The sequence below is a fragment of the Pseudooceanicola endophyticus genome (assembly GCF_018760365.1).
Taxonomy (GTDB): Bacteria; Pseudomonadota; Alphaproteobacteria; order Rhodobacterales; family Rhodobacteraceae; genus Pseudooceanicola; species Pseudooceanicola endophyticus.
Genome location: NZ_JAHIAB010000009.1, coordinates 17432 through 38821 on the forward strand (window position 1 = coordinate 17432; position 21390 = coordinate 38821).

Genomic DNA, 21390 nt, shown 5'->3' on the forward strand with positions numbered 1-21390 from the left:
TTATGTCAAGCCAGAACTTGGAAAAAGAAGAGGCCGCGCCCCGGGCCGCCTCCGACCGGCTGCTGATGACCCTGAAGATGCATGGTCCCCAGACCGCCGCCGAGGTCGGGCGCCGCCAGGGCATCACCGCAGAGGCGGCGCGCCAGCAGCTGCTGCGGCTGCACGAGGAGGGGCTGCTCTTGGAAGAGCGGCGCAGCGCCGGGCGGGGGCGCCCCGCGATCTACTGGCACCTGAGCGAGAAGGCGCAGGCGCGTTTCCCCGACACCCATGCGGCGCTGACCGTCGACCTCCTGCGCAGCATCTCCGAGGTGCTGGGCCCCGCGGCGCTGGAGCGCATCATTGCCGAACGCGAAAGCGCGACGCTGCGCCAGTACCGCAGCGCCCTGGCCGATTGCGAAGGCACCCGCGACCGGCTGGACCGGCTGGCCGCGCTGCGCAGCGCCGAAGGCTACATGGCGCAGATCGAGGAGGCAGAGGACGGCAGCCTGCGCCTGATCGAGAACCACTGCCCGATCTGCGCCGCGGCCCGGACCTGTCAGGGCTTCTGCCGGTCCGAGAAGGCGATCTTCCAGTCCGTGCTGGGCGCGGGCACCCTGATCGAGCGCGACGAGCATATCGTGAACGGCGGCCGGCGCTGCACCTACGTGATCCGGGACCTCGGCGCATGAGCCGCGTCGCCCCCGCGTCGAGCGAGCCCAGCCTGAAGGCCGCGCAGGCCGCCGGCCTCGACCAGGACATGATCCGGCGCGTCGTGCACCGTTTCTACGAACTGGTCCGGGACGATCCGCTGATCGGCCCGGTCTTCCACACCCGCATCCCCGAGGATCACTGGCCGCAGCACCTCGACAAGATCACCGCCTTCTGGAGCTCGGCCCTGCTGGGCACCCGCAGCTACGGCGGTCGCCCGATGCCCAAGCACCAGGCCATCGCCGAGCTGGAGGATGCCCATTTCCGCCGCTGGCTGGCCCTGCTGCGCCACACCGTGACCCTGCTGTGTCCGCCCCCCGTGGCGGCGGTGTTCATCGCGCGCTCCGAACGGATGGCCGAGGCGTTCCGGACCAACCTGTCCATGCACCGCAGCGCGGTGCCGACCTTCCTGCGCCCGCTGGAGCGCGAAGACTACCCCTGATCCCGACGGCCTCGCCGGAGCGCCGTTGCGACCACGGCGAAGACCTGACGGGCCCGGCGCCCGCAGCCGACGATCGCGGATGCAAAGGGGCGCCGGGGCGCACAGGTCACGGGACGGCGGAAGGCAAGGCGGCCCCTTGGGATCGCGAGCCGGGCGCATTCCTTCCGCAAGCCCCGGGGCGGCATGACCAGATGTTGCGTTCCGGTCAGGGAACCCCTGCGCGGCCCCGGCCGGACCGCTGGCCCGTTGTGCGCCGCGCCGCCCTGTGCGATGGCTTGCCGAAATGGGCCATTTCGATCTCAACCTCGTGCGCGTCTTCCTGGCGATCTGGGACCACCGCTCCGTGACCGCCGCCGCAGAGCGCCTCCAGCTGACCCAGCCGGCGGTCAGCCAATCCCTGCGCCGGCTCCGCGACCTCTATGCCGATCCGCTGTTCCTGCGCGTCGGCAACGTGATGGAGCCGACGCAGAAGGCGCAGGCGCTATGGGCCCCGCTGCGCGCCGCGCTGGACGCCATCAGCGCGACCGTGCTGCAGGACCGGGAGTTCGACCCGGCCGTTTCGGACCGGCGCTTCCGGGTCACCATGTCCGACATCGCGGAGGTCAACCTGCTGCCCCGCCTCGCCGCCATGCTGGAGCGCCAGGCGCCCCGGCTGCAGCTTGACGTCAGCCGGATGGAGCCCGGTCAGGTGGCCACGCAGCTGCGCGCCGGGCTGATCGACATTGCCCTGGGCCATGTCCCGGACCTGTGCGGCCCGGAGATCCGCAGCGTCACCTGCTGGAGCGACAGCTACGTCTGCCTGATGTCCGAGAGCCACCCGCTGGCCGGGCGCTCCGTCACGCCGGCGGACTTCGCCCGGCTGCGCTTCGTCGACACCGCCAGCCAGGCGCCGGGCTTCCAGCGCATCCGCCGCGCCCTGGCGGACATGAACCTTGAGCGTCAGGTGGTGATGACCACAGACCTCTATGCCGCGGTCCCCGAGATCCTGCGCCGCACCGGGCTGGTCGCGCTTTATCCCTATTCCGCCGCCCTTCAGGCCAATGCCCATGGCGACTTCTACCTTTCGCCGCTGCCCGGACCGCTGCCCCCGGCCGAGATCGCCGCGCATCACCATGCCAAGTTCGACACCGACCCCGGTATCCGCTGGCTGCACGGAGCCATCGTATCGGTGCTCAGCTCTCTTGCGCCGCCGCCCTTCGATCCGGAGGCCACCCGGTCATGGAACTGAGACAGGTCCGCCATTTCGAGGCCGTCGCCCGCCACGCCAGCTTTGCCGCCGCCGCGCAGCAGATGAACCTGACCCAGCCCGCGCTCAGCAAGTCGATCCGCGCGCTGGAAACCGACCTGGGCGTGCCGCTGTTCCACCGCAGCAGCACTGGCGTCACCCTGACCGAGTTCGGCGAACGCTTCCTGCTCTATGCCGACCAGGTGCTGAACCTCAGCGACGACGTGCGCGGCCAGCTCGACGAGATGCGCGGCGCCAAGCGCGGCTCGATCCGGATCGGCGCGCTGGTCTCCGAGGTGCGGGTCATGGTGCCGCGCGTCACCAAGGATTTCCTGCTCGATCACCCCGACGTCCAGGTCGATGTCACCGCCGAGACCAACCGCGGTCTGCTGAGTGCCCTGCACGAGGGGCGCATCGACATCGCGCTGGTCTCGGGGTTGCAACCCCAGGACGTGGGCCTGGTCCGGACCGAGCTGCTGACCCGCACTCCGATGGAGATCATCGCCGATCACACCCATCCGCTGGCGCGGCGCAGTTCCGTCGACCTGAAGGAACTGACCGAGTATTCCTGGGTGCTGCCGGTCAGCGGCGAAAAGGATCTGGCCACGCTCGAGACGCTGTTCCTGATGGCCGGGCTGCCGACCCCCGAGGCGATCTGCAAGACCACCTCCAACACCTTCCTGATCCCGATGCTGGAGGGCACCGAATGGCTGTCCTTCGCGCCGCGCACCGCGCTGTCCTCCTTCTTCGAGATGCAGGGCCTGGTGCCGCTGCCGCTGAGCGTGCCGACCTGGACCCGAGAGATCCACGCCGCCTACCGCGCCGCCGGCGCCAATCGTCCGCTGGTGCGTGCCTTCCTGCGCCGGCTGAGAGCCTTCTATGCCGAGCCCTTCGTCTCTGGCGGCGCCCGATAACTTCGGGATATGCAGCACATCATTTCGGATGATCCAGATTCAAGGCACTGTCCTTGAATGATTTTCCATGACATGCGCCGTGAAATTGGGCGCGCTTGATATAACTGAAAGTTCTCGAAACTCGATTTCAATTCATTTGTTTCATGGGTTGGATCCAGCCTAGGGTCCCCCTGTTCCCGACGGACAGGCCGGGTCGCCGCAACCAGAAACAGCCGATTTGACACCCGGGTCTCAGGATCCGGGCAGGCGCAGGGTTCCCTGTCTGCGCCTCCGGATCCGTGCGGCCCGGTCGTCCCGGGGGCCAAGAACCCTCGAACTCTCCACCGACAGGACGCACCATGCCCCCCCTTTCCCAGACCTTCGGCAGCCTGCTGCGCGCCGGCGCCGTCGCCGCCGTCAGCACCCTTGCGCTGGCCACCGCCCCCCAGGCCGCCGACCTGACCATCGGCCTGAAAAGCGAGCCGACCTCGCTGGATCCGCAGTTCCACGTGCTGGCCAGCAACACCCAGGTTTCCATGGCGATCTTCGAACCCCTGGTGGCCCAGAACACCGAGCTGGGGATCGAGCCCGACCTGGCGACCAGCTGGACCTTCGAGGGCACCGTCTGGACCTTCAACCTGGACCCGGCCGTCACCTTCTCGGACGGCACGCCCTTCACCGCCGATGACGTGGTCTTCTCGATTGATCGCGTCGCCAAGGTGCCCAACAGCCCCAGCCCCTTCACCCTGTTCACCCGCCAGATCGCCAGCGTCGAGGCGGTGGATGCCCATACGGTGAAGATCACCACCAAGGAGCCCTACCCGCTGCTGGTCAACGACCTGGCCTATCTGCCGATCCTGTCGAAGGCCGCCGCCTCGGGTCCCGCGCCCGAGGGCCGCACCACGACCGAGCTGAACCGCGGCGAAGGCCTGATCGGCACCGGCCCCTACAAGTTCCAGAGCTGGGAACGCGGCGCGAGCCTGGTGCTGGCGCGCAACGACGCCTTCCACGGCGCCGCGCCGGAGTGGGATCACGTGGTCTACAAGCCCATGGTCAACCCCGCCTCGCGCGCCGCCGCCCTGCTGGCCGGCGACATCGACGTGATGGAAGCCCCGCCCACCACGGACCTCAAGGACATGGAAGCCAACCCCAAGGTTTCTGTCGTGGCCGGTCCGCCGGCCCGCGTGCTCTACGTCGGCCTCGACCAGTTCCGCGATGCCACCCCCGGCGTCAAGGGCACCGCGCACAACCCCTTCCTCGACATCCGCGTGCGCGAGGCGATGTCGCTGGCGATCGACCGCAAGGCCATCGTCGCCCGGGTGATGGGCGGCGCGGCACAGGCGGCCGGGGATCTGGTGCCCGCGACCATGTTCGGCGCCGATCCCGGCCATGCCGAGGCGCCCGCTGCCGACATCGCCCGCGCCAAGGCCCTGCTGGCCGAGGCCGGCTATGCCAAGGGCTTTGATCTGGTGCTGGGCGCGCCCTCGGGTCGCTATGTCAACGATGCCCGCATCGCCCAGACGCTGGCCGCCATGTGGTCGCGGATCGGCATCCGCACCACGGTCGAGGCCAGCACCCCCTCGGTCTTCTTCAAGAACTACTACGACATGTCCTACAGCGCCTATCTGGCCTCCTGGGGCAACAACTCGGGCGAGGTCGGCACCACGCTGAAGGCGCTGGTCCTGACCCGCGATCCCGCGAAGGGCATCGGCACCGCCAACAACTCCGGCTACGCCAACCCCGAAGTCGACAAGCTGGTGCTGGAAGGGGCCTCCACCATGGATCCCGAGGCCCGCGAAGCGCTGCTGGCGCAGGCCGACAAGATCGTCCTCGACGATTACACCCTGCTGCCGCTGCATTTCGAGCAACCCCTCTGGGCGCTGCGCGCCGGGCTGACCTACGCCGCCCGTGCCGACCAGTACACCCTGCCGCAAGACGTCCACAGCGTGAAATGACCTGCGGGCAGGGGGGCCACCGGCGCCCCTGCCCCAACGGAGCCCGCCGATGCAAGCCTTCATCGTCAACAGAATCCTGCAATCCCTCATCGTCGTGCTGGTCATGACCCTTCTGGTCTTCGCCGGCCTCTTCGTCATCGGCGATCCGGTCCAGATGCTGGTCAGCCCCGACGCCACCGACATCGAGAAGGAGGCCGTGCGCCAGTCCCTCGGCCTCGACCAGTCCTTCGTCGTCCAGTACCTTTCGTTCATGCGCGATGCGCTGCACGGCGATCTGGGCAACAGCTTCCTGACCGGCGCCCCGGCGATGGACCTGATCCTGAAACGCATGCCCGCCACCTTCGAGCTGGTGATCTGCGCCATGATCCTGGCCACCGGCATCGGCCTGCCGCTGGGCATCCTGGCCGGCCTGCGCCCCGAGGCGCGCAGTTCCAAGACCATCATGGCGGGCTCCATCCTGGGCTTCAGCCTGCCGAACTTCTGGGTCGCGCTGGTGCTGATCATGATCTTCGCCGTCGGCCTGGGCTGGGTGCCGGCCTCGGGACGGGGCGAGACCGTGCAGATCGGACCGATCGCCGTCAGCTTCCTGACGCTCGACGGGCTGCACCACCTGATCCTGCCGGCACTGACCCTGTCGCTGACCAAGATGGCACTGATCATCCGCGTCGCCCGCGCCGCCACCCGAGAGGTCGCCGGGCAGGAATACATCAAGTTCGCCCGCGCCAAGGGCCTGCGCAAGAACCGCATCGTCGGCGTGCACCTGCTGAAGAACATCATGGTGCCGCTGATCACCGTCATCGGACTGGAGTTCGGGCGCACCGCCGCCTTCGCCGTGGTGACCGAAACCATCTTCTCCTGGCCGGGCATGGGCAAGCTGCTCATCGACTCGATCCTCACGCTCGACCGGCCCGTCGTGGTCGCCTACCTGCTGCTGATGGTCGTCTTCCTGGTCTTCCTGAACCTCGTCGTGGACCTGGCCTATCTCTGGCTCGATCCCGCCGCCCGCGAAAAGGGTCGTGACTGATGACCGACGCAACCTCCTCCCTGCCCCGCCGGGCCGCGAAGAAACCCTCGCGCCTGGCCATGCTGACCACCCGCTTTGCCGAGAACCGGCTGGCCGTCTTCGGGCTGTTCCTGGTCGTGCTGGCGATCCTCGCGGCGCTCTTCGCGCCCTGGATCGCGCCGCAGAACCCCTTCGACCTGGCGACGCTCGACATTTTCGACAGCATGTTGCCGCCGGGCAGCACCGGGTCGGAAAATGGCCTGCACTACCTGCTGGGCACCGACGCCCAGGGCCGCGATGTCTTCTCCTCCATCCTCTACGGGCTGCGCACCAGCCTGATCGTCGCCTTCTCCTCGGTCGGTTTCTCGATGGGGATCGGGCTGGTCGCCGGGCTGTCGGCGGCCTATTTCGGCGGCGCGCTGGACGCGATCCTGATGCGGATCGTCGATATCCAGCTGTCCTTCCCGGCAATCCTGGTGGCGCTCGTGCTGCTGGCGATCCTGGGACAGGGCGTCGACAAGGTGATCCTGGCGCTGATCATCGCGCAATGGCCCTATTTCGCCCGTACCGCCCGCAGCGCGGCGCTGGTGGAACGCAACCGCGAATACATCCTGGCGGTGCGCTGCCTGAACCTTTCGGCGCCGCGCATCATCGCCCGTCACCTGCTGCCGAACTGCCTGCCGCCGCTGATCGTCATCGCGCTGATCGACCTGGCCTCCTCCATCGCCATCGAAGCCACGCTGTCCTTCCTGGGCGTCGGCGTACCTGTCACCAAGCCGTCGCTGGGGATGCTGATCTCGAACGGGTTCGAATTCCTGATGTCGGGCTCCTACTGGATCTCGCTTTTCCCGGGCTTCGCCCTGGCCCTGGTGATCATGGGCATCAACCTCGCCGGCGACCACCTGCGCGACATCCTGAACCCGAGGAACAGCTGATGAGCACCGACATGATGAGCAAAGAGACCCGCGACGCCGACCTGGGCGCGCCGGTCCTGAAGATCGAGAAGCTGTGCACCTGGTTCGACACCCGCGAGGGCACCGCCCGCGCCGTGGATGGCGTCGACCTGGAGCTATACGAGGGCGAGATCCTGGGCCTTGTCGGCGAAAGCGGCTCGGGCAAATCCGTCACCGGCTATTCGGTGATGGGGCTGATCGACCCGCCGGGGCGCATCGCGGGTGGCCGCATCCTGCTGGACGGGCGCGACCTGACGCGGCTGTCGGAGGAAGAACACCGCCGGGTGCGCGGCAAGGACATCGCGATGATCTTCCAGGATCCCTCGATGACGCTGAACCCCACCCTGCGCATCGAGACCCAGATGATCGAGGCCGTGCGCGCCCATGAGGCCTGTTCCACCGCCCAGGCGCGGCGGCGGGCGAAGGATGCGCTGGACATGGTCGGCATCCCCTCGCCCGAGGAACGCCTGCGCGCCTATCCGTTCGAACTTTCGGGGGGGATGCGCCAGCGCGTCGCCATCGCCATCGCGCTGCTGAACAAGCCGCGCCTGATCATCGCCGACGAGCCCACCACCGCGCTCGACGTGTCGATCCAGAGCCAGATCATCTACGAGCTTCAGACGCTCTGCCGAGAGACCGGCACCGCGATGATCTGGGTCACCCACGACCTGGCGGTGGTGGCCGGCATGGCCGACCGTCTGGCGGTCATGTACGCCGGCCGCATCGTCGAGGTCGGCACCACCAAGGAGGTGATCGAGCAACCCGGTCACCCCTATACCCGCGGCCTCATGGGATCGGTGCCCATGCACGAGACCCGCGGCCGCCGCCTGGCGCGCATTCCCGGCGCCACGCCCTCTCTGCTGCACCTGCCGCAGGGCTGCTCCTTCCGCGAACGCTGCGCCCTGGCCGACAAGGCCTGCACCCGCATGCCCGAACTTGCCCAACATCACCAGGCCCAGTCGATCCGCTGCTGGCACCCGGGAGAGACCGACCGATGACCCAGACCCCCCATCTTGCGCTGGTGCCCGGCACCGCCCCTGCCGCCGCGCCCGCCCCCGAAACGCCCGTGATCCTCGAGATCGAGGGGCTGACCAAGAGCTTCATCTCAACCCCCGGTCTTGGCGGGCATATCGCCAATCTCTTCGGCGCCGGCATCAAGCGCCAGGAGGTCCGTGCGGTCTCGGGTGTCGACCTGAGCGTGAAGACCGGAGAGATCGTCGGCATCGTCGGCGAATCCGGATGCGGCAAGTCCACCGTGGCGCGGATGCTGGCCGGCATTTCCAATCCCACCGGCGGCGAGATCCGCTATCGCGGCAAGGCCCGTTCGAAGATGACCAGGGCCGAGCGCGAGGATTTCGCGCTCTCGATCCAGATGATCTTCCAGGATCCCTATGCCTCGCTGAACCCGCGGATGCGGGTGCGCGACATCATCGGAGAGGCGGCGGTGGTGCATGGCTACGTGACCCGCGCCGAGATGCCCGCCTATGTCGAGGATCTGATGACCCGCGTCGGCCTGGCGCCCGACATGGCCGACCGCTTTCCCCACCAGTTCTCGGGCGGGCAGCGCCAGCGGATCGGCATCGCCCGGGCGCTGGCGCTGAAACCCGACGTGCTGATCTGCGATGAAAGCGTCGCGGCGCTGGACGTGTCGATCCAGGCGCAGGTGCTGAACCTCTTCATGGACCTGCGCGACAGCCTGGGCCTGACCTACCTGTTCATCAGCCACAACCTGGGCGTGGTCGAACATATCTCCGACCGGGTGGTGATCATGTACCTGGGCCGGGTGGTGGAAAGCGCCCCCACCGAAGAGCTTTATGCCCGCCCGCACCATCCCTACACCCGCCTGCTGATGGATCACCTGCCGACGCTCAGCGTCGAGCGGCGCACCCACCGCCCCATCGCGGGCGATCTGCCCTCGCCGCTGGATCCGCCGCCGGGATGCCCGTTCAACCCGCGCTGCCCGCTGGCAACCGACCGCTGCCGCAGCGAACGCCCCGCGCTGCGCGAAGTGACGCCCGGCCATATCTCGGCCTGCCATTTCGACGATACCAGCAGCGCCGAAATCCGATGAAAGACAAGACCATGCAGAACGACACGCTTCCCCTTGAACAGGTCCTTGCGGCCATCGACGCCCGTGCCCCCGCCTTCACGGCCCTGGCCGACCGCATCTTCGACATGCCAGAGCTGCGCTTCGAAGAGGTGAAATCCGTGGCCGAGCAGATCGCCGCGATGGAGGCCGAGGGCTTTGCCATCACCCGCAACGTCGGCGGCCTGCCCACCGCCTTCATGGCCGAATCCGGAGACGAAGGGCCCTGCGTCGCCTTCCTGGGCGAATTCGACGCGCTGGCGGGGCTGTCGCAGGAGCCGGGCGCACTGGAACCGAAGACCGACACCCCCGGCGCCTCGGGACATGGCTGCGGCCACAACCTGCTGGGCTCGGCCTCGGCGCTGGCGACCGTGGGCCTGCGCGATGCGCTGCGGGCGGCGGGCGTGAAGGCGCGGGTGCGCTACTACGGCTGCCCGGCGGAAGAGGGTGGATCGGGCAAGACCTACATGGTGCGCGCCGGTGCCTTCGATGGCGTCGATGCCGCCTTCACCTGGCATCCCTGCGTCTTCAACTTCGTGCAGTCGGCGGTGACGCTGGGCAATATCCAGGCCTATTTCCGTTTCACCGGGCGTCCGTCCCACGCCGCCATGTCGCCGCAGGTCGGTCGTTCGGCGCTGGACGCGATGGAGCTGATGAACATCGGCATCAACTTCATGCGCGAACACATGCCCGATGACGCCCGCATCCACTACTCGATCATCGACGGCGGCGGCATTTCCCCCAACGTGGTGCAGGGCCAGGCCGAGGGGCTCTACCTGATCCGCGCGCCGCGCTCGGAGGATGTCGAGAGCCTCTATGCCCGGGTCACGCGCATCGCCGAGGGCGCCGCGCTGATGACCGACACCACCTTCGAGGTCTTCCTGGACCGCGTCACCGCCGAGATGCTGCCGAACCGTCCGCTGGAGGAAGCCATGCAGCGCAAGTTCGACGAGATCGGCGCGCCGCCCTTCGACAAGGCCGATTTCGCCTTCGGGGATGCGCTGCAGAAGGCCGCGCTGACCCAGGAGGACATCGACGCCTGCGCCGTGGCCTATGGCGGGCCCGACGATTATTCGAAATCCTTCCATGATGCGGTGCTGCCGATTGCTGCCAAGCCCGGCGTCCTGATGGGATCGACCGATGTGGCGGACGTGTCCTGGGTCGTGCCGACGGCGCAATGCCTGACCGCGACCCATGCCATCGGCACGCCCTTCCACGCCTGGCAGACCGTCACCCAGGGCAAGCTGCCTTCGGCGCACAAGGCCATGGTCACCGCGTCGAAGGTCATGGCCGCCACCGCGCTGGAGGCGGTGCAGGACCCCGACCTGCTGCGCCGCGCCCGGGAGGAGTTGACCAAACGCCTGAAGGGGCGCGACTATTTCCAGCGTTCGACCCTGAACGCCGATCTGACCCCGCCGACCTCTTCGGTCCGCCAGCACTGAGGAAACCGCCCATGCCCCGGCTTCGCCCGCAACACCTGGCCCTGCCCTCGGGCGGCACGCTGCACTGGCAGGAAGCCCCCGGGGCGGGCGACCCGCTGCTGCTGCTGCACGGGCTGGGCGGGGCCGCCACGGTGGAATTTCCGATGTTGCCGGAAGCGCCCGGCCTGTCCGGACGCCGGACCCTGCTGATCGACCTTCCGGGCTTCGGCCTGTCCCGCGACGCCCCGCAGCGCGGCATCGCGGGGCTGGTCGACGGCCTTGAGGCGCTGGTCACGCATCTCCGAGCGAAGCGGTTCGCGCTGATGGGCCACAGCATGGGCGGCCTCGTCGCCCTGCTGCTGGCGGCGCGCCATCCCGAGCGGATCTCGGCGCTCTGCCTGGCCGAGGGCAACCTTGCGCCCGGGCACGGCCAGCTCAGCCGCGGGATCGCGGCCATCCCCCTTGAGGACTGGTGTGCCGGAGGCCGGGAACGGGTGGCGGATCGCCTGCCCGCAGGCTTTGCAGACACCTTCCGGCAGGCCGATCCCGCCGCGCTCTGGCACGCCGCCCGCGATCTGGACCGGGGCACCAGAGAGGACTGGCGGGCCCTGTTCAGCGGGCTGAAGATGCCACGCAGCTACCTGATCGGTGAACGCAGCAACGCCTGGAACCTGGACTGGCTGGATCTGGCCGGGCTGCAGCGCGCCGGCATCGCGATCCGCACGGTCACCGGGGCCGGGCATTTCATGGCCCAGGACGCCCCCGCCGCGCTGGCCGCGCAGATCGCCGCCGCCCTCGATGCGCCTCAGGTGCCGGTCACGGTGGGGATGCGCGGATTGTCCGGATCCTGCTGAACCCGGGCCGCCACCGCCACGGTCAGCGCCTGCGCCAGGCACATCGGCGCCGCGAGCGAGCGCGAGAAGGTGTAATCGTGCTCGGGCACGGCAAACAGCACCCGCGCCGTCTTCGCCAGCGGTGACAGCGTGCTGTCGGAGATCGCGATCACCGGCACCCCGGCAGCCCCGGCCTCTTCGACGATATTGACGACCTCGGTCGCGTAGAAGCGGAACGACACCGCCAGCAGCACGTCGTCGGGGCGCATGGTCCGCGCCATGTGGGTTGCCAGCCCGCCGCCCTGCGACAGCAGCAGACAGCGCTTGCCCAGCATGGTCAGCACGTAGCGCAGCAGCTCCACCACCGGGGCCGAGCGCAGCTGGCCGATCAGATAGACCGTGCCCGCCCGTTCGATCAGGTCGGCGGCGGCGGCCAGATCCTCGGCCGGGGTCTCCTCCAGCAGATCCTGGAGCGAGGCCATGTCGCGCACCACCAGCTCGCGCAGGAAGCCGAATTCCGAGCGGTCCTCGCGGTTCGCCAGATCGGCGCTGAGCGCGGCCTTGCGGGCCTCGAACCCCGGGGCGGCGGTGGCCAGGCGCTTCTGGAACAGCCCCTGAAGATCCTTGAAGCCGCGATAGCCGAAGGACTGGGCAAAGCGCACGAAGCTGGAGGCATGGATGCCGCATTGCGCCGCGATGGCCGTCACCGACAGCACCGCGACATCGTTGGGGTTCTGCGTCAGGAAGACCGAGATGCGCTGGTAGGTGCTGCTCATCCGGTCATGGCGGTCGTGGATCTCGCGGATCAGGTCCTCGTAGGTTTCGGGCGGGGTCCGCATCGGATCGGTCTTCCTCTCTGCCATGGGACCTCTTTAGCAACGCCGGGCAAGGCTGTGCAATATTCGTTGCAGACCCCGGATCAGGCGGTCGCGCGCGCAGGGTTGACCACCAACCCCGGGTCGATGGTGCCCGCCAGGAAGTCGAGCGCATTGGCGATCGCCGCCAGCGCCATGCGTTCGCCGCACTCGTTCGTCAGCCCGGCGATATGCGGCGAGAGCAGCACGTTCGGCAGATCGAACAGCGGTGAGGTCCCGTCGGGGGGTTCCGCATCGAAGACATCCAGGCCCGCCGCCGCCACCTGACCGGTGCGCAGCGCCTGCGCCAGCGCCGCCTCGCAGACCACGCCGCCCCGGGCGGTGTTCGACAGGATCATCCCGGGCTTCATCGCCGCGAAGGCCTCGGCATCCAGCAGGGGCCGGGCGGCGCGCGGCACATGGACCGACAGGCAATCGGCCCAGCCCAGCCCCTCGGCCAGGGTGGTGACGGGGCGCACCGGCCCCTCGGGCCAGCCGGCGCCCTGCAGGAAGGGGTCGAAGGCGCGCACCTCCATGTCGAAACCCGCCGCCATCCGCGCCAGGTGCCGCCCGATCCGCCCATAGCCCAGGATCAGCAGCCGCTTGCCGGAAACCTCGCGTTGCAGCAGCCGGTTGCGCCAGTTCCACTGGCCGGAGGTGCGCACCGCCAGATCCGCCGCCCGGGCCTGCTTGGCCACCGCCAGAAGCTGCATCATCGCATGTTCCGCCACCGAGACCGAATTCACGTCGCCGACGATGGTCAGCCCGATGCCGCGCCGGTTCAGCGCTTCCAGATCGACGGAATCGTATCCCACCCCATGCCGCGACACGACCCTGAGCCGCCTGGCCCGCGCGATGGTTCCAGCCCCGAGGGGCTGGGTGCGGATCACCAGCGCGTCGGCCTCGGCAATGCGCGCGGCGCAGGAGGCTTCCGAGACTTCGGTGATGTAATCCACCGTCACGCCCTGCGCCGCGACCTCGCGCAGCAGCGCCTCGCCTGCGGGATGCAGCTGTCCGGCCACCAGAAGACGGGTCATCAGTAGGCCCCTTTCACGGGTTCGGGGGCGGGATCTGCCGGCGTCTCCTCGGTCAGGCGGCGCCATGTGGCGACCGATTGCGCCGCCGCCGCCGCCAGCAGCCGCGTATCCCCCGACACCGTCGTCATGTCAAAGCCCCAGCCCACCGCGCGGGCCGCGTATTCCGGCGTGCCGCAATGGATCGCCGCCTTCAGCCCGTTGCGCTTGCAGGCCGCGAGGATGGTCTGGATCGCCGCGATCACCTCGGGTTCCTCGCGGTCGAAGGCCGGGGTCAGCCGCCCCTCGGAAAGCGAAAACGCCAGATCCGCCGGACCGATGTAGATCCCGTCCAGACCCGGGGTCGCGGCGATCTCCTCGAGGTTCTCCATCGCCTCGGCGGTCTCGATCATGGCCCAGGCCAGGACCTCGCGGTTCGCCTCGGCGGCATAGTCGGCGCCGGCGGCAAAGACCGCGCGGGTCGGGCCAAAGCTGCGTTCGCCCAGGGGCGGATAGCGCATGTAGCGCACGAAATCCTCGGCCTGGGCGCGGGTGTTGATCATCGGGCAGATGATGCCGTAGGCGCCCGCATCCAGCACCTTCATGATCCAGGCCGGATCCAGCCAGGGCACCCGCGCCATCAGCACCTTGTCCGAGGCGCGCATGGCCTGGAACATCGCCAGCACGTCCTTGTAATCGACCGCGCCGTGCTGGATGTCGATCGAGATCGCATCATAGCCCTGCGCGGCCATGATCTCGGCGCCGAAGGGGCTGGCGATGGACAGCCATCCGTGCAGCACGGGGCGGCCCTCGGCCCAGATCTGGCGCAGCTTGTTCTTCTTCATGGTCATTCCTCCGGGTCTGTCAGTGGGGCGCGCGCAGCGCGTCGGGATCGGTGTCGGCGTCGGGGGTGGGAGCCTCGCGGTGGCGCTGCCACAGGACCGCCCCCAGGAAGACGGCGGCCAGCAGCAGCAGGGTCAGGCTGATCGGCTGGCGCAGGAACTGCGTCCAGTCGCCGTTGAAGACCAGCATGCCACGGCGCAGGTTGGATTCCATCAGGCTTCCCAGGATCAGCCCCAGGATCACCGGCGCGGTGCCAAAGCCGTAACGGTTCAGGAAGAAGCCCAGCAGGCCGAAGCCGAACATCAGCCAGACCTCGAACAGCGATCCGTTGACCCCGTAGACGCCAATCACGCAGAACATCAGGATCATCGGCATCAGCAGGCGGAACGGCACCTGAAGGATGCGGATGAACAGCCGGATGCCCAGCAGCTGGGTCAGGAACATCACCACATTGGCCAGAAGGAAGGCCAGCAGGATGCCGTAGAACAGCGTCGCCTGCTGCTCGAACAGGCCCGGGCCCGGGCGCACGCCCTGGATCGTCAGCCCGCCCATCAGCACTGCGGTCGCCACCTCTCCGGGCACGCCCAGCGTCAGCATCGGGATCAGCGCGCCGCCCGCCGTGGCATTGTTGGCGCTTTCCGAGGCGATGACCCCCTCCGGGTGGCCGGTGCCGAATTTCTCGGGCGTCTTCGACATGCGCCGCGCCTGGTCATAGGACAGGAAGGAGGCGATGGAGCCCCCGGCCCCCGGGATCGCGCCGATCACCGTGCCGATCACCGTCGAGACCGAGATCACCTTCCAGCCCCGCGCCAGCAGGCGCCAGGGGATATGGGCGGCGCGCGGCTGGGCCATCGTCTCGGGCGGGGTGGTCAGGCCGGTGCGCTCGGCGATGTCCTGAAGCACCTGCGACACCGCGAAAAGGCCGATCAGCGCCGGCAGCAGGCCGATGCCGGTGATCAGCGCGGGCTGGCCGGCGGTAAAGCGCAGCACGCCGGTCATCGGGTCCGATCCCACCGTCGCCAGCCCCAGCCCCAGCAGCCCCGCCGCCACCCCGCGCAGCACCGATCCCGACGAGACCGAGGCAATGATGACGATGCCGAAAACGCCCAGGGCAAAGAACTCGGCCGGGCCGAAGGCCAGCGCGAAGCGGGCGATGGGCGGTGCAAAGAGGATCAGGAACAGCGCCCCGATCACCCCGCCGATGAAGGAGGAGGCCAGCGCCAGGCCCAGGGCCTCTCCGGCGCGGCCGTTGCGCACCATGGGAAAACCGTCGAGCGTCGTGCAGACCGAAGAGGGCGTGCCGGGGATGTTGAGCAGCAGGGCCGGGATCGCGCCGCCGGCAATGGCGCCGCAGAAGGCGCCCAGCAGCATCCCCATGCCCATGATCGGCCCCATCCCGAAGGTCAGTGGGATCAGCAGCGCGATCGCCATGGCCGCCGACAGGCCCGGCAGCGCCCCCATGATCAGCCCCAGCAGCGTGCCCGCCAGGATGCCCAGCAGCACCCGCAGATCGGCAACCATCGCCAGGGAGTCCAGTAACATGTCCATCCGGTGTCTCCTTTCGCTTACGGGAAGACCAGGCCGAAGCCACGGGTGAAGGTCAGGTAGGAGGCCAGCGCCACCAGCACGGAAAAGAGCGCCGCGCCCGCGAGCCCCTTCCAGGTCGGGCGGGGGGCGGCTGGCTCCAGCAGGCGGGTGCACAGCAGTACCGCCAGGAACAGGAAGCCGATGGTTGCGGGCAGGAAGCCCAGCCAGCCGATTACCGCAACATAAAGGCCCAGCAGCCCCGCCGTGGCCACCAGCCCCAGGGCCGGCAGGCCGCGCAGGCCCGGGCCAGAGCCGGTGCGCGCAGCCCGCAGGTCCTGCCACAGCAGCGCCAGCATCACCGCGACACCCAGGCCGCTGATCACGCCGGGAAAGGCGCCGGGGCCGATGCCCATTCCGCCCTGCGGCATGTTCAGCGCCGCCACGGCCCCGCCCAGGGCCAGCACCAGCAGCGCCAGGTCGAAGAAGATCTTTCCGGAGAGCATGTCATATCCTTCCCGTCCGAGGGCCAGAAAGGGCGGGCCCCGAAGGCCCGCCGCAGGTCACGAGGCGGGGGTTACTGGGTCGCCACCGCTTCGGTCAGGGGCAGGAACAGATCCTGTGCCTGCTGCACGAAGGCCTGAAGATCCGCGCCGTAGATCGGGTTCAGGTCGAAGCCGAGGTTGGTCATGGTCTGGCGGAACTCCGGATCCTTGACCGCCGTCTTCAACGCGTCCTCCCAACGGGCCAGGATGGCCGGATCGACCCCCTTGGGCGTGGCGATCCCGCGCCATTGCGCCGTGGTCAGATCGACGCCCAGATCCTTGAACAGCGGCACGTCCTTCAGCAGCGCCGAGGGCGCCGTGGCGGCCAGCGGGATCAGCCCGCCCTCGCCTTCAATCGCTGCGGCGGCATCGGAGGGTTGCAGCACCACGCCGTCGATATGCCCGCCAAGGGCCGCCGCCGCCGCATCGGCATTGCCGCCGTAGGGAATGAAATTCGCCTTCAGGCCCAGGTCCTGCGCCATGGCGATGGTCATGATATGCCCCGAAGAGCCCACCCCCGCGACACCCAGCGTCACCGGCTTTTCCTGCGAGGCGGCGATGAAGCTTTGCAGATCGCTCCAGCGGTCCGAGCGGGTGACGGTCAGCACGTAGGGTTCCTCGGTGATGCGGGCGATATAGTCGAAATCGTCGACCTTGAAGGTCACGTTGCCCATCCCCACAAGCGTGAAGATCGCGTTCAGCGGCACGGTGACGGTATAGCCGTCAGGGCGCGCCGCCAGCGCCTGCATGTAGCCCACCGCGCCGCCGCCCCCGGCGACATTGCGCACCACCACATCGGTGCCAAGCGCGCTTTCCAGCGGGCGTTGCAGCGCCCGGGCAAAGCTGTCGGCGCCGCCCCCGGCGCTGTAGGGCACGATGATGGTCACGGGCTTGGCGGGAAACTCCCGCGCCCAGGCCGCCGGGCTCAGCGTGGATACGGCCAGCGTCAGCCCAAGGGCCGCGGCCTTCACGAGGTTCGCGATCATGTTGTCCTCCCATATGATCTGGCCCGGCGGGGTGCGACAAGGCGCCCCCGGCAGGCCGGGCGGTCCCGGGCGCGCCCGAAAACCGGTGATGATGTGCAATGACTGTTGCGCCGTCGCGCGCCGCCTCCTGCGGGGCAACGGCCTCCTCCCGTCATGGCGGCCTCCTGCAACCGCCGGGGTCAGGTTGCAACGTTTATTGCCAACATTGCAAGTTGCAATTTTTAAATCACAGCTGTGCCGATACCGTGCCGCGGCCTCTCGTCCCGGAGGCCCTTGATCTGAAATATCAATCTGCCCTGCGCCGCCGCGAGGATTTTCCATGGCAGGGAGGAAGGACGCGCCGGGCGCCCTGCCGGCAGGGACTCAGGCTACGCACCGGAAGGCCGGAAGGGGCACCACGCGATTTCGCCGCGAAACCGGCCCGAGGCGATCTCTAGAAGAGGCTTTGGGCCACGATCCGGGCGCAGTCGGTGAACGGCAGGATCTGCCCGGCCTCGGCCAGCGGGCGACCGGCAGCCAGCAGCGGCACGCGCTCTCGGGTGTGGTCGGTACCGACCCAGCTGGGATCGTTGCCGTGATCGGCGCTCAGCAGCAGCTGGTCGCCGGGCCGCAGCCGCGACAGTACCTCGGGCAGGCGCGCGTCGAAACGCTCCAGCGCGGCGGCATAGCCGGAGATGTCGCGGCGATGGCCGTAATGGCTGTCGAATTCGACGAAATTGGCGAAGACCAGATCCCCCGGAGCGGCGGTGCCGGTGGTCTCGATCAGGTGGTCGAACAGCGCCATGTCGTCGGGGCCCTTCAGCACGCGGTCGATCCCCTTGCCGGCGAAGATGTCGCCGATCTTGCCGATGCCGATGACCTTGCCGCCCCGCGCCTGCACCCGGTCGCACAGCGTGTCCTGCGGCGGCGTGATCGCATAGTCGTGGCGGTTGGCGGTGCGGCGGAACCCGGTTTCGGGACTGCCCAGGAAGGGCCGGGCAATGATCCGCCCGACGTTCATCGGGTGATAGATCGCGGCCGCCGCCTCGCAGAGCGCGAGCAGCCGGTCGAGGCCGAAGCGATCTTCGTGGGCGGCGATCTGCACCACGCTGTCGGCCGAGGTATAGACGATGGGCCAGCCGCTTTGCAGATGCGCGGCGCCGTATTGCGCCAGCAGGTCCGATCCCGAGCCGTGGCAATTGCCCAGCGTCCCCTCCAACCCGCCGGCAGCGCGCAGCCGCGCCAGCGTCTCGGGCGGGAAGGCCGGAATTTCGCGCGGGAAATAGTGCCAGTCGCGTTCCAGCCGCAGGCCCGCCAGCTCCCAGTGGCCGGTCTGGGTGTCCTTGCCGGCGGAATGCGATTCCAGCACCGCCCAGGAGGCCGCCCCGCCGGCTGGATGCGCCCCGGGATAGCCCTTGCCGGAGGCCAGCCTCAGCGCCGTATCCAGCCCCAGGCGGTCCATCTGCGGCAGGTGCAGCGGCCCTGTCCGGCCCCGGTCGTCGCAAGCCCCCGCCGCGCAGGCCTCGGCGATGTGCAGCAGGGTATTGGCCCCGGTATCAGGCTGCCCGTCGTTGAAGAACTGCCCGGCATCGGGCGCCCCGCCGATCCCGAAGGAATCCAGCACGCAGAGAAACACCCGGGCCGCGTCCTCAGACATCTGCCACCTCGGAGCGGAACATCCGGACGGGCCGGTGCGGAAGGGGAACGGAACCTAGCATGGCGCCGTTAAAGCACCCAACCCGGGAGCTGAAAAGAGGTCTTGCCGCCGCGCCCACCCCGCCCCGCTGGCGGGGAGCCGACTGCCCAAGCGTCATCTCAATTTCAAGACACATGAGGATTTCACGGCGGAATTCTGACCGAATTTTGGGCAGACACGGCGAAGTGTCCAGGGAAATATACCGAACTTCCATCTACATCTCGTCCCCTTTATCTTTGATAAATTTGAGATTTGATGGCCCCACCCGCCGATCTGAGCGCTTGCAGTTCCCGCCGAGGCACGTTTGGATCATTCCCGAGACAACCGCCCGACAAGACCGGGCAGGGCCAGGAAGAGACGCAGCATGACACAGGCAACCCCCCAGGCGGGCAAGGTGAACTTTGTCGAGCTCGGCGCCCGACTGCGGGCCTACCGCATGGGTCGCGCCCTGACCCCGGAGGCGCTGGCTGCGCGGCTGGGCATCTCGCGCGCGGCGCTCTACCGCGCCGAGAAGGGTGAAATCGCCAAGATCGAAATGCTGACCGCCATCGCCGAAGAGCTGCGCGTTTCGCTGCCGTCCCTGCTGGGGATCGGGATCGAATATGTCGACAACGCCGTCAGCTTCTTCGAACGAATGCGCCAGATCGAGGAGGATTGCGACCAGATCATCGGCCTGTTCAGCCCGATTTCCTACCTGGTGACAACGGCGGGCTACGACCGCGTCCTGTCCGATGTCATGACCGAGGGCACCCCGCAAGAGGAACATGAGGATGTCACGCAGATCATTGAAATCCTGAAGAAAAGAAAAGACCGTTTTGCGGCCAGGCGGCCTCTTCTTGCGTCCATCGTGTCGGATGCCGACATAGGGCGCTTCCTGCGCGAGGGGCTGGTGGGGCGCATGGACCTGCCCGAGGAAACCCGCGCCGAACGCCGCCGCATGGCCCTGCGCGAAGCCCGCAACATCAGCGCCCTGCTGCGCGATCCCCAGATCGGCCTTCAGGTTGGCGTGGCCCGTGAACCGATCCCGTCGACCTCGTTCCAGATCGTGCGCTCGGCGGCGGGATCGACCCTGACGATCAGCCCGTTCCGCCTGGGGCACAACCCCAACACCCGTATCGGCGTCGGGCTGATCACCTCGGCCCCGGAGGCGCTGGACCTGCATGAAAAGATCACAAGGCGGCTCTGGGCTTCGTCCCTGAAGGGGCGCGAGGGCGCCGATCATGTCGATGCGCTGATCGCGCAGCACGGCATCGCCTAGCCTGCCCTGATTTTGAGCGGCCCCGCCGGGCCGTCCGGAAAAGATCCGGAGCGTCTCATTTTTTAGATTTTTCGAGTTGACCCCCGCGCCAAGGCAGTGCTCCTGTCGCCTCAGAAGCAGAGCATATTTCGGGGAGTTCCAGATGTTCAGAAAGACCTTTCTCCTGTCCGGCGTGGCGGCGTTCGGGCTGATGCTGGCAGGGGCGGCCTCCGCCCAGACCTATGTCGCCAAGATCGGCCACCTGGAAAGCGCCCAGCAGACCCGCAACCAGACCCTGGAGAAGGTCGCGGCCCTGGTGAAGGAGCGCACCGGCGGCGAGGTCGAATTCCAGATCTTCCCGCAGGGCCAGCTGGGCGACCAGCGCCAGATGAACGAGGGCGTGCAGCTGGGCACCATCGAGGGCACCGTCGCCCCCGCCGCCTTCCTGGGCGGCTTCAACCCGGTCGTGTCGATCCTGGACATCCCCTACCTGCTGCCCGAGGACCCCGAGAAGGCCCAGGCGCTGCGCGACGGCCCCTTCGGCCAGCAGCTTCTGGACAGCTTCAAGGACAAGGGCATGGTGGCGATCACCCTCTGGCCGAACGGCAAGAAGCAGTTCACCTCCAACAAGCCGATCGACAACCTGGCGGAATTCGCCGGCCAGAAGTTCCGTGTCATGGACAGCTCGATCCTGATCGAGCAGTTCAAGGCGCTTGGCGCCTCGGCGATCTCCCTGCCCTTCGGCGAACTTTACACCTCACTTCAGACCGGCGTCGTGGATGGCGAGGAGAACCCGCTTGATACCATCGCCTCGATGAAATTCTACGAGGTGCAGAAGAACCTGGTGGTGTCCGATCACGGCGCCATGGAAGACGTGGTGCTGTTCAACCCGATGTGGTGGGCCAGCCTGCCCGAGAAGGACCAGAAGATCATCGTCGACACCTTCCACGAGGTGATCCCCGAGATGACCAAGGCCAAGGCCGCCGCCGTCGAGAAGGCGCTGGAAACCGTCAAGGCCTCGGGTACCAACGTGCGCGTGGCCGGCCCCGAAGAGCGCGCCGAGCTGCGCGAGAAGACCTTCGGCCCGGCCTCCGAAGCCTATGTGGCCAAGGCGGGCGATGCCGGCAAGGCGCTGCTGGCGACCTACGAAAAGGAATATGGCGCGCTCGGCCAGTGATCCGCCGGCTGCCCCGTAGGGGCCGCGCCCCTTGCCAC

General features: G+C 68.2%; 20 protein-coding genes. 13 read left to right on the forward strand and 7 right to left on the reverse strand.

Going from position 1 to position 21390, the window contains the following annotated elements; all coding sequences use genetic code 11:
* Positions 1–2 precede the first annotated feature (2 nt).
* The 11 genes from KM176_RS15395 to KM176_RS15445 all read left to right on the forward strand — a co-directional run bounded on the left by KM176_RS15395 (position 3) and on the right by KM176_RS15445 (position 11519).
* Positions 3–668, forward strand: a complete 666-nt coding sequence (locus KM176_RS15395) for a helix-turn-helix transcriptional regulator (protein ID WP_236045331.1) — start codon at positions 3–5, stop codon at positions 666–668.
* Positions 665–1129, forward strand: a complete 465-nt coding sequence (locus KM176_RS15400) for a group III truncated hemoglobin (protein WP_160895000.1) — start codon at positions 665–667, stop codon at positions 1127–1129. The genes KM176_RS15395 and KM176_RS15400 overlap by 4 nt, the downstream gene beginning before the upstream one ends.
* Positions 1130–1412: 283 nt before the next feature.
* Positions 1413–2357 (forward strand): LysR family transcriptional regulator, encoded by a 945-nt coding sequence (locus tag KM176_RS15405; protein ID WP_160894999.1) that lies wholly within the window; start codon positions 1413–1415, stop codon positions 2355–2357.
* Positions 2348–3268 carry a LysR family transcriptional regulator gene (locus KM176_RS15410; RefSeq protein ID WP_160894998.1) on the forward strand — a complete coding sequence of 307 codons (921 nt, stop codon included), beginning with the start codon at positions 2348–2350 and terminating at the stop codon, positions 3266–3268. The genes KM176_RS15405 and KM176_RS15410 overlap by 10 nt, the downstream gene beginning before the upstream one ends.
* A gap of 338 nt (positions 3269–3606) precedes the next feature.
* Complete coding sequence (locus KM176_RS15415; protein ID WP_202397850.1) at positions 3607–5202, forward strand: ABC transporter substrate-binding protein; 1596 nt, start codon at positions 3607–3609, stop codon at positions 5200–5202.
* A 49-nt stretch (positions 5203–5251) separates the two neighbouring features.
* Positions 5252–6226 carry an ABC transporter permease gene (locus tag KM176_RS15420; RefSeq protein ID WP_160894997.1) on the forward strand — a complete coding sequence of 325 codons (975 nt, stop codon included), beginning with the start codon at positions 5252–5254 and terminating at the stop codon, positions 6224–6226.
* Complete coding sequence (locus KM176_RS15425) at positions 6226–7140, forward strand: ABC transporter permease (RefSeq protein ID WP_160894996.1); 915 nt, start codon at positions 6226–6228, stop codon at positions 7138–7140. The genes KM176_RS15420 and KM176_RS15425 overlap by 1 nt, the downstream gene beginning before the upstream one ends.
* Positions 7140–8156 (forward strand): ABC transporter ATP-binding protein, encoded by a 1017-nt coding sequence (locus KM176_RS15430; RefSeq protein WP_236045332.1) that lies wholly within the window; start codon positions 7140–7142, stop codon positions 8154–8156. Before KM176_RS15425 ends, KM176_RS15430 begins: the two co-directional genes overlap by 1 nt.
* Positions 8153–9229, forward strand: coding sequence for an ABC transporter ATP-binding protein (locus KM176_RS15435; RefSeq protein ID WP_160894995.1), 1077 nt, complete (start codon positions 8153–8155; stop codon positions 9227–9229). The genes KM176_RS15430 and KM176_RS15435 overlap by 4 nt, the downstream gene beginning before the upstream one ends.
* Positions 9226–10686: a M20 family metallopeptidase gene (locus tag KM176_RS15440; RefSeq protein WP_202397849.1), complete on the forward strand. Its 1461-nt coding sequence runs from the start codon at positions 9226–9228 to the stop codon at positions 10684–10686. Before KM176_RS15435 ends, KM176_RS15440 begins: the two co-directional genes overlap by 4 nt.
* A gap of 11 nt (positions 10687–10697) precedes the next feature.
* Positions 10698–11519 carry an alpha/beta fold hydrolase gene (locus KM176_RS15445; RefSeq protein ID WP_160894994.1) on the forward strand — a complete coding sequence of 274 codons (822 nt, stop codon included), beginning with the start codon at positions 10698–10700 and terminating at the stop codon, positions 11517–11519.
* On the opposite strand, the gene KM176_RS15450 is transcribed toward KM176_RS15445, so the two are convergent.
* The 7 genes from KM176_RS15450 to KM176_RS15480 form a co-directional block, all read right to left on the reverse strand.
* Positions 11471–12361 carry a MurR/RpiR family transcriptional regulator gene (locus KM176_RS15450; RefSeq protein WP_236045333.1) on the reverse strand — a complete coding sequence of 297 codons (891 nt, stop codon included), beginning with the start codon at positions 12359–12361 and terminating at the stop codon, positions 11471–11473. The genes KM176_RS15445 and KM176_RS15450 overlap by 49 nt on opposite strands.
* A 56-nt stretch (positions 12362–12417) precedes the next feature.
* A complete protein-coding gene (locus tag KM176_RS15455) occupies positions 12418–13389 on the reverse strand; it encodes a hydroxyacid dehydrogenase (RefSeq protein WP_160894993.1) in 972 nt (323 codons plus the stop codon).
* Positions 13389–14210: an HpcH/HpaI aldolase family protein gene (locus KM176_RS15460; protein ID WP_160894992.1), complete on the reverse strand. Its 822-nt coding sequence runs from the start codon at positions 14208–14210 to the stop codon at positions 13389–13391. The genes KM176_RS15455 and KM176_RS15460 overlap by 1 nt, the downstream gene beginning before the upstream one ends.
* Positions 14211–14229: 19 nt before the next feature.
* Positions 14230–15750 carry a tripartite tricarboxylate transporter permease gene (locus KM176_RS15465; RefSeq protein ID WP_202397848.1) on the reverse strand — a complete coding sequence of 507 codons (1521 nt, stop codon included), beginning with the start codon at positions 15748–15750 and terminating at the stop codon, positions 14230–14232.
* A gap of 23 nt (positions 15751–15773) precedes the next feature.
* A complete protein-coding gene (locus tag KM176_RS15470; protein ID WP_160894990.1) occupies positions 15774–16238 on the reverse strand; it encodes a tripartite tricarboxylate transporter TctB family protein in 465 nt (154 codons plus the stop codon).
* A 71-nt stretch (positions 16239–16309) separates the two neighbouring features.
* Complete coding sequence (locus tag KM176_RS15475) at positions 16310–17263, reverse strand: tripartite tricarboxylate transporter substrate binding protein (RefSeq protein WP_160894989.1); 954 nt, start codon at positions 17261–17263, stop codon at positions 16310–16312.
* A gap of 433 nt (positions 17264–17696) precedes the next feature.
* Positions 17697–18899 carry a phosphopentomutase gene (locus KM176_RS15480; RefSeq protein WP_160894988.1) on the reverse strand — a complete coding sequence of 401 codons (1203 nt, stop codon included), beginning with the start codon at positions 18897–18899 and terminating at the stop codon, positions 17697–17699.
* Positions 18900–19302: 403 nt separating this feature from the next.
* Between KM176_RS15480 and KM176_RS15485 the strand changes: the two genes are divergently transcribed.
* Together KM176_RS15485 and KM176_RS15490 are read left to right on the forward strand one after the other, a co-directional pair.
* Entirely contained in the window at positions 19303–20196 is an 894-nt protein-coding gene (locus KM176_RS15485) for a helix-turn-helix domain-containing protein (protein ID WP_160894987.1), read from the forward strand.
* Between the two features lie 142 nt (positions 20197–20338).
* Complete coding sequence (locus tag KM176_RS15490; protein ID WP_160894986.1) at positions 20339–21352, forward strand: TRAP transporter substrate-binding protein; 1014 nt, start codon at positions 20339–20341, stop codon at positions 21350–21352.
* Positions 21353–21390: the final 38 nt, after the last annotated feature.